The following is an 8280-nucleotide window of genomic DNA, read 5'->3' as shown; positions in this document are numbered from 1 at the left end:
CGCCGGGCTCCGCGTCCTGCCGCCCGTTCACGCCACGAACGTGCGCGGTGCCTCCATGCCCGCCCCCGCGCCCGCGCCGACCAGCCGGGCGGCCTGGGCCAGGCGCTGGGCCGCCTCGTCCGCGACCGGGCCGCCGACCGTGAAGGGAAGCCGTACATAGCCCTCGAACGCGCCGTCGACCCCGAACCGGGGCCCGGACGGCACGCGCACCCCGACCCCTTCCCCGGCGACCGCGAGCCGGGAGCCGGAGAGGCCGCCGGTGCGCACCCAGAGCGTGAGCCCGCCGCCGGGCACGGAGAACTCCCACTCCGGCAGTTCCCGGCGCACCGCGGCGACGAGCGCGTCGCGGTTCTCCCGGGCCTGTTCCCGGCGCAGCCGCACGGCTTCCGCCCAGCCGCCGGTGCGCATCAGCCAGTTCACCGCGAGCTGTTCGAGGACGGGGGTGCCCATGTCGGCGTACGCGCGGGCGGCCACCAGGCTGCGGATCACATCGGGGGCGGCCCGTACCCAGCCGATCCGCATGCCGGCCCAGAACGCCTTGCTGGCCGAGCCCACGGTCAGGACCGTGCTGCCGGCCGGGTCGAACGCGCAGACCGGGCGCGGCATCGCCACGTCCTCGTCGAGGTGCAGCTCCCGCATCGTCTCGTCGACCACCAGGACCGTGCCGGCCGAGCGGGCGGCGTCCACCAGCGCCCGGCGGCGCTCCTCGTCCGCCAGCGCCCCGGTCGGGTTGTGGAAGTCCGCGACGACGTAGCCGAGCCGGGGCGCGGCGTCCCGCAGGACCTGGCGCCACCGGTCCAGGTCCCAGCCGCCGAGCCCCTCCTCCATGGCGACCGGGACCAGCCGGGCGCCCGCCTCCCGCATCAGCTGGAGGATGTTGGCGTAGCTCGGGGACTCCACCGCGATGCGTTCGCCACGTCCGGCGAACAGGTGGCAGATGGCGTCGATGGCGCCCATCGCCCCGGTGGTGACCATGATCTGCTCGGGCATGGTCGGGATGCCGTCGGCGGTGTAGCGGTCGGCGATCATCCGGCGCAGCGCGGGCAGCCCGGCGGGGTAGTCGCCGTGCGTGTGGGCGTACGGGGCGAGCTCCTCCAGGGCGCCCTGGACCGCCCGGGTCAGCCAGGGCTCGGGCGCGGGGAGCGAGGCGCAGCCCAGGTCGATCATGGAGCCCAGGGCCTCGGGCGGCAGCGGCTCCAGGCCGCGGGCGGGCAGCGGGTTGCCCGCCGGGACCGCCGTCCAGCTGCCCGCGCCGCGCCGGGACTCCAGGAAGCCCTCGGCCCGCAGCGCCTCGTAGGCGGCGGCGACCGTGGTGCGGCTGACGGCGAGGGCGAGGGCGAGTTCCCGTTCCGCGGGGAGGCGGGCGGCGACCGCGACCCGGCCCTCCAGGACGAGCAGCCGGATGCCGTCGGCGAGGGCCCGGTAGGCGGGCGGGCGGCGGCTGCCGGGCCCTGCCGGCCGCTGCTGGGCCTGGAGCTGCCGGGCCAGCTGGGCCGCGCCCACCGCCGAAGTCCACTGCGCCATGAGAATCAGTCCACCTTCCTCGGATTGGCCATGTCCGGCAGCCAATCCCCTGCCACAGAGTGACACGGAGCAGTCCAACACCACCACACCAGGGGGCACGTCTTGTCCAGGATCCTCACTCGTCGGCTGGTCCGGCTGTACGCGGGGCTCGCGCTGTACGGGGCGAGTTCGGCCCTCCTGGTCGTCGCCGGTCTCGGCCTGGAGCCGTGGGGCGTGCTGCACCAGGGGCTCGCCGAGCGGACCGGGATCAGCATCGGCGTGGTCTCGATCATCATCGGCGCGACCGTGCTCCTGCTGTGGATCCCGCTGCGGCAGCGGCCGGGGCTCGGCACGGTCTCGAACGTGTTCGCCGTGGGCATCGCGATGGACGGCACGCTGGCGCTGGTCCCGGAGGCGCACGGGCCGGTGGCGCGGGCGGGGGTGATGGTGGCGGGGATCGTGCTGAACGGGGCGGCGACGGGGCTGTACATCAGCGCCCGGTTCGGCCCGGGACCCCGGGACGGTCTGATGACCGGGCTCCACCGCCGGACCGGCAGGTCGATCCGGCTGGTGCGCACGGCGATCGAGATCGCCGTCGTGGTCACCGGCTTCCTGCTCGGCGGCTCCGTCGGCGTCGGCACGGTGCTGTACGCCCTGGCCATCGGCCCGCTCGCCCAGGTCTTCCTGCGTGTCTTCGCGATACCCGGGGAGGGCGCCCCCTCGGCCGGGGCGTCCGCGCCCCGGCGGTCCATACTGCGGCGGTGACTTCCGAACGCCATCCCTATCTGGACCACCCCGCCCCGCTCGCGTTCGCCCACCGGGGCGGCGCGGCGGACGGCGCCGAGAACACGGCGGCCGCCTTCCGCCGTGCCGCCGACGCCGGGTACCGCTACTTCGAGACCGATGTGCACGCCTCGGCGGACGGCCGGCTCGTCGCCTTCCACGACGCCACGCTCGACCGGGTGACGGACGCCCGGGGCCGCCTGGCGGAGCTGCCCTGGAGCGAGATAAGCCGGGCCCGGGTCGCCGGGCGCGAGCCGCTGCCGCTGTTCGAGGAGTTGCTGGAGACGTTCCCCGAAGCCCGGTGGAACGTGGACGTCAAGGCGGAGGCCGCCCTGCGGCCGCTCCTGGAGCTGATCCGGGCGACGGGCGCCTGGGACCGGGTGTGCGTCGGCTCGTTCTCCGAGGCCCGGGTCGCCCGGGCGCACCGGCTGGGCGGCCCGCGCCTGGCCACCTCGTACGGCGTGCGCGGGGTACTCGGCCTGCGGCTGCGCTCGTACGGCATCCCGGCCCCGCTGCGCGCCGGAGCGGTGTGCGCGCAGGTGCCGGAGAGTCAGAACGGCGTCCGGGTCGTCGACCGCCGCTTCGTGCGCGAGGCCCACGCGCGAGGGCTCCAGGTGCATGTGTGGACGGTGAACGAACCTGAGCGGATGGCCGCTCTCCTGGACCTCGGGGTGGATGGCATCATGACCGATCACATCGAGACGCTGCGCACGGTGCTGAGCGAGCGGGGGGCCTGGGCCTGACCCGCCGCTCCCCGCGCGGCCGGCGTCCGCACGGGGAGCTTCCAGGGGGGCGCCATGACGGCCGAGACCGCAGACACCGCCGAGCCGGCCGACGGCACCTCCGGCCCGGACGGCCCGGCCGCGCGGCGCAGGGAGCAGCGCGGCTGGTACTTCTACGACTTCGCGTGCTCCGTCTACTCCACGAGCGTCGTCACGGTCTTCCTCGGCCCGTATCTGACGTCGGTCGCCAAGGCCGCCGCGGACTCCGACGGCTACGTCCACCCGCTCGGCATCCCGGTGCGCGCCGGGTCCCTGTTCGCGTACGCGGTGTCGGCCTCGCTCGTCCTGGCGATCGTCCTGATGCCCGTGGTGGGCGCGGCGGCCGACCGTACGGGCCGCAAGAAGCCGCTCCTCGCGGCGACGGCGTACACCGGGGCCGCCGCGACGACCGCCATGTTCTTCCTGGCCGGGGACCGCTATCTGCTCGGCGCCTTCCTGCTCATCGTGGCGAACGCCGCGACGGCGGTGGCGATGATGGTCTACAACTCCTATCTGCCGCAGATCGCGGAACCCGAGGAGCGCGACGACGTCTCCTCGCGGGGGTGGGCGTTCGGCTACACCTCCGGGGCGCTGGTCCTCGTACTGAATCTGATCCTGTACTCGGGCCACGACTCCTTCGGCCTGTCCGAGTCCGAGGCCGTACGGATCTGCCTGGCGTCGGCCGGCCTCTGGTGGGGCGTCTTCACCGTCATCCCGCTGCGCCGGCTGCGTGACCGCCGGGTGGAGCCGGGCGGCCGCGGTGCGGCGACGGGCTCGGGGTGGCGTCAGCTGCGGGCCACGCTGGCGGACATGCGGCGCCATCCGCTGACGCTGTCCTTCCTGCTCGCCTACCTCGTCTACAACGACGGCGTGCAGACCGTGATCTCGCAGGCGTCGGTGTACGGCTCCGAGGAGCTGGGCCTCGGCCAGTCGACGCTGATCACGGCGGTGCTGCTGGTGCAGGTGCTCGCGGTGGCCGGGGCGCTGGCGATGGGCCGGACGGCCCGGGTGTACGGCGCGAAGCGCACGATCCTGGGCTCCCTGGTGGTGTGGACGCTGATCCTGGTCGCCGGCTACTTCCTGCCCGCCGGGTCGCCCGTCTTCTTCTATGTGCTGGCGGCGGCGATCGGCCTGGTGCTGGGCGGCAGCCAGGCGCTGTCGCGTTCCCTGTTCTCGCACCTGGTGCCGCGCGGCAAGGAGGCGGAGTACTTCTCGGCGTACGAGATGAGCGACCGCGGCCTGAGCTGGCTGGGGCCCCTGGTGTTCGGTCTCGCCTACCAGCTGACCGGCAGCTACCGGGACGCGATCATCTCGCTGGTGGTCTTCTTCGCCGTGGGTTCGGTGCTGCTCGCGCGGGTCCCGCTCAGGCGGGCGGTGGCGGCGGCGGGAAACCCCGTACCCGAGCGGATTTAGACGTTGAAGTAAAAGGCCGGTAGTGTACGCCTTTGGCCTGCCCCGGGTGACCGTTACGGCGAGTGGAACTTCACGAACCGTTGGGTGACAACTTCCGTCAAAGGTGACAAACCGGGTATGGGCGGGTACTTGAACCCTGGGAAACCTGAAAATCAGCGGTTCGACGGGCGACGCATGACCGGCAACGGGAATCTTTGCCGCCGACCGGACGTTGACCGATTGACGACGACAGCGACACCTGTCCTGTGGGCGACAAGCCCGGGAGGCACGATTCATGAGTGAGCGAGCTCTCCGCGGCACGCGACTCGTGGTTACCAGCTACGAGACGGACCGCGGCATCGATCTGGCCCCGCGCCAGGCGGTGGAGTACGCATGCCAGAACGGACATCGATTCGAGATGCCGTTCTCGGTAGAGGCGGAAATTCCGCCGGAGTGGGAGTGCAAGGCGTGTGGCGCCCAGGCACTCCTGGTGGACGGGGATGGCCCCGAGGAGAAGAAGGGCAAGCCGGCGCGTACGCACTGGGACATGCTCATGGAGCGGCGCACGCGCGAGGAGCTGGAGGAGGTGCTGGCCGAGCGGCTGGCCGTCCTGCGCTCCGGGGCGATGAACATCGCCGTGCACCCTCGGGACAGCAGGAAGTCTGCGTGACCCGCTAGCACGGCACCGCGACAGAGCCGCGGGTCCGGTACGCGATGCGTACCGGACCCGCGGCTTTGTCATGTACCGCGGCCCGCCCCCGTCTCCGTCAGGGAGCGTCCTCGATCGCCGGACGGGCTCGCACGGATTACCGCGTCAGCGGCGGGCGGGGCTCGTCGTTCGGGCCCGGGCGGTCGCGGGGCGGCTCGTCGCGGATGACCTCGCCCTGGACCACCTTGCCGTCGGGGCGGTGGATGCGGGCCTGCTGGAAGGCGTCCGAGAAACCGCCGGGGGCGGCCGTCCGCATGCGCCGGTCCAGCGAGCGCTCCGCGTAGCCGCTGAGTGCCCTGCGCACCGGCGGGATCAGGAGCAGCAGCCCGGCCGCGTCCGAGAGCAGGCCGGGAATCATGATCAGCAGCCCGCCGAGCATCAGGAAGCCGTTGCCCCGGCCGCTCTCGGGGGCGACGGGCGAGGAGCCCTCGCCCCCCGGCTGCCCCGGCATCCGCTGGAGTGTCTCCGTGAGATTGCGGAAGGCCCGACGGCCCGCGCTCTTGATCACCGCCGCGCCGAGCACGATCCCGGCGGCCAGCAGGATCACGACGGTCAGCCCGCCCGCGGCGTCCGCCACCAGGATCAGCAGCCAGATCTCCAGCACCGCCCAGGCGGCGACGGCGAGAGGTACGAAGGTCCGGGCGCGCGAGCGCCTGCGGGCGGTCGGGGGCGGTGTGCCGGTCGTCATGCCCCCAGTGTGCCTGGCCACGCGTCCGTACGCCGTAAGGGGGTGACGGTCCGGCTCAGGGGGTACGGCGGCCGAGCACCTTGTTCGTCCGGCTGGTGACGCCCCAGGCGGTCACCCGCCACAGCGCCTCGACCAGGATGTCCTTGCTCATCTTCGAATCGCCGACCTCGCGGTCCACGAAGGTGATCGGGACCTCGACCACGTGGAAGCCGGCGTCGACCGCGCGGCGGGCCAGGTCGACCTGGAAGCAGTAGCCCTGTGAGGCGACCGCTTCGAGGCCGATGCCCTTCAGGGTGTCGGCGCGGAAGGCCCGGTAGCCGCCGGTGACGTCGCGGGTGCGCAGGCCCAGCATCAGCCGGGAGTACGTGCTGCCGCCGCGGGAGATGATCTCGCGGGACTTGGGCCAGTTCACCACCCGGCCGCCGGGCACCCAGCGGGAGCCGAGGACCAGGTCCGCGCTCTTGAGCGCGGTGAGCAGCCGGGGCAGCTCCTCGGGCTGGTGGGAGCCGTCGGCGTCCATCTCGACCAGCACGCCGTAGTCGTGGTCCATGCCCCAGCGGAAGCCGGCGAGATAGGCCGCGCCGAGCCCCTCCTTGCCCTTGCGGTGCAGGACGTGGACGTGGTCGTCGGCCGCGGCGAGCTCGTCGGCCAGCTTGCCCGTGCCGTCGGGGCTGTTGTCGTCGGCCACGAGGATGTGGGCCTCCGGCACGGCGGCGCGTACCCGGTTCACGATCGGCTTGATGTTCTCGGCCTCGTCGTAGGTCGGGATGATCACCAAGACACTGCCGAGCGGGCCGAATTGCCGCTGACCGCCGTCGTTCACTTACTGCCCCTCACGTCCGTACACAGGTGCACACCATATCGAGCGCGGCGGCGCGGAATACCGACCCGGTCGGGGTGGCGCGGGAGTCGCGGCGGACAGAAGAGCGGAATCGGGGACAGAAGTGCGGATCGGGGCCCGGTGTCCTTCGGGCCGACCTGGGACCCGCTGGCTGCGGGTCGACCTAGAGCCGTTGTCTACTGAACGTCCGGGCCCCACCCGGGTCGCACCCTCCGTCCGGCTGAAGCCTTCCCTCGCCCCCGAGGCGCGGGCGCTGAACCTGGCTGTCAGTGGTGGTGCGCCGGTGCGGCACACCACCCCGTGACCCAGCGGCGTTCGACGACTGCGTGGAGACTTCACCGGTCGGACGTCCTGTGGTGGACTCGGCCGAACCTACCGGCCGATGGGCGCATTCTGTCAATACTTGCCTGACCTGCATCGATTACCGAAATCGCCTGGTCAGTCCCGAAGATCCCCAGGTAGCGGAAGAGCCGGCCCGCCTTCGATCGGCGGACCGGAATGTCCGCACGTCACTCGTTCGGCCTTACGTAGACAGTTTGTCCGAGGACCACGGTGCGCAGGCAGACCGGGAGGTCGGCGCCGGGGCTGAGGTCGGGCAGTCCCGGCGTCCCGGACCGGGGGTCGGTCGACCAGCGCGCCACCCGGTCGTCCGGGGCCTGGACCACCAGCTCGTCGGTGCGCCAGACGGCGTAGTCGGCCGGGGCGCCGGGCACCAGGGTCCCCGCGTCGTCCCGCCCCAGGGCCCGCCAGCCGCCCCGGGTGTGCGCGGCGAAGGCGGCCCGGACCGAGACGCGGTGATCCAGCGTCCGGTGGAAGGCGGCCGCCCGCACGGTCCCCCACGGGTCGAGCGGGGTCACCGGGCTGTCCGAGCCGAAGGCGAGCGGCACACCGGCCCGCAGGAGCGCCGCGTACGGGTTGAGGGTGGCGGCCCGTCCGGCGCCCAGGCGCTGGGCGTACATGCCCTCCTCGCCGCCCCACGCGGCGTCGAAGGCGGGCTGGACGGAGGCGGTGAGGCCGAGCTCCGCGAAGGCCGCGATGGTCTCGGGGGTGAGCATCTCCGCGTGCTCGACGCGGTGCCGGGCGGCGCGGATCCGGGCGAGGCCCACCTTCTCGGCCGCGGCCCCGACCCCCTCGACGACCGCCGAGAGCGCCGCGTCCCCGATGGCGTGGAAGCCCGCCTGGAGCCCCGCCTCGGTGCAGGCGGCGACGTGGGCGGCGATCCGGGCGGCGTCCAGGTGGGCGGTGCCGGTGTGCGGGGCGTCGGCGTACGGCTCGTGCAGGCAGGCGGTGTGCGAGCCGAGGGAGCCGTCCACGAAGAGGTCGCCGGCCGCGCCGACGGCGCCGAGCTCGCGGACGCGCAGGGCGTCCTTCTCGTCGGCCACCTCCTGGGCCCAGTAGCCGAAGACCCGGGGCCCGGCTTCCTCGGCGGCGACCTTCAGCAGCCCGGTGAAGTCGTCCTCGTCGGAGATGTCGGGGCCGCCGCACTCGTGGAGGCTGCCGATGCCGAGGGAGGCGGCGTGGCGCAGCGCGGCACGCTGGGCGGCGGTGCGCTGGGCCGGCGTGACGGCGTCGTGGGCGGCCGCGCGCACGGCGTGGTGGGCGG

General features: G+C 73.4%; 8 protein-coding genes. 4 read left to right on the top strand and 4 right to left on the bottom strand.

Annotated features, from left to right (window positions below; genetic code table 11):
* Positions 1–27: 27 nt before the first annotated feature.
* Positions 28–1524, bottom strand: a complete 1497-nt coding sequence (locus tag G3I41_RS01745) for a PLP-dependent aminotransferase family protein (RefSeq protein WP_164398523.1) — start codon at positions 1522–1524, stop codon at positions 28–30.
* A gap of 102 nt (positions 1525–1626) precedes the next feature.
* Between G3I41_RS01745 and G3I41_RS01740 the strand changes: the two genes are divergently transcribed.
* The 4 genes from G3I41_RS01740 (at position 1627) to G3I41_RS01725 (ending at position 5109) form a co-directional block, all read left to right on the top strand.
* Positions 1627–2268, top strand: a complete 642-nt coding sequence (locus G3I41_RS01740; RefSeq protein ID WP_164398522.1) for a hypothetical protein — start codon at positions 1627–1629, stop codon at positions 2266–2268.
* On the top strand, positions 2265–3029 hold the full coding sequence (locus G3I41_RS01735) for a glycerophosphodiester phosphodiesterase family protein (RefSeq protein ID WP_164398521.1): 765 nt from the start codon (positions 2265–2267) through the stop codon (positions 3027–3029). Before G3I41_RS01740 ends, G3I41_RS01735 begins: the two co-directional genes overlap by 4 nt.
* A gap of 54 nt (positions 3030–3083) precedes the next feature.
* Entirely contained in the window at positions 3084–4460 is a 1377-nt protein-coding gene (locus G3I41_RS01730) for an MFS transporter (protein WP_164398520.1), read from the top strand.
* 274 nt (positions 4461–4734) lie between these two features.
* A complete protein-coding gene (locus G3I41_RS01725; protein ID WP_003959706.1) occupies positions 4735–5109 on the top strand; it encodes an RNA polymerase-binding protein RbpA in 375 nt (124 codons plus the stop codon).
* A gap of 136 nt (positions 5110–5245) precedes the next feature.
* Here G3I41_RS01725 and fxsA read toward each other — a convergent pair whose 3' ends face one another.
* The 3 genes from fxsA to G3I41_RS01710 all read right to left on the bottom strand — a co-directional run.
* Positions 5246–5836, bottom strand: coding sequence for an FxsA family membrane protein (gene fxsA, locus G3I41_RS01720; RefSeq protein WP_164398519.1), 591 nt, complete (start codon positions 5834–5836; stop codon positions 5246–5248).
* A 55-nt stretch (positions 5837–5891) separates the two neighbouring features.
* On the bottom strand, positions 5892–6659 hold the full coding sequence (locus G3I41_RS01715) for a polyprenol monophosphomannose synthase (protein ID WP_164398518.1): 768 nt from the start codon (positions 6657–6659) through the stop codon (positions 5892–5894).
* Between the two features lie 527 nt (positions 6660–7186).
* Positions 7187–8280: amidohydrolase family protein (locus G3I41_RS01710; protein WP_164398517.1), on the bottom strand; the 1094-nt coding region annotated here is incomplete at its 5' end.

Origin of the sequence: Streptomyces sp. SID9727, from assembly GCF_010550605.1 — a bacterium.
In the GTDB taxonomy this organism is placed as follows: Bacteria; Actinomycetota; Actinomycetes; order Streptomycetales; family Streptomycetaceae; genus Streptomyces.
The sequence above is the reverse complement of the archived record's forward strand: the minus strand, read 5'-3'. Positions and strand labels throughout refer to the sequence as shown.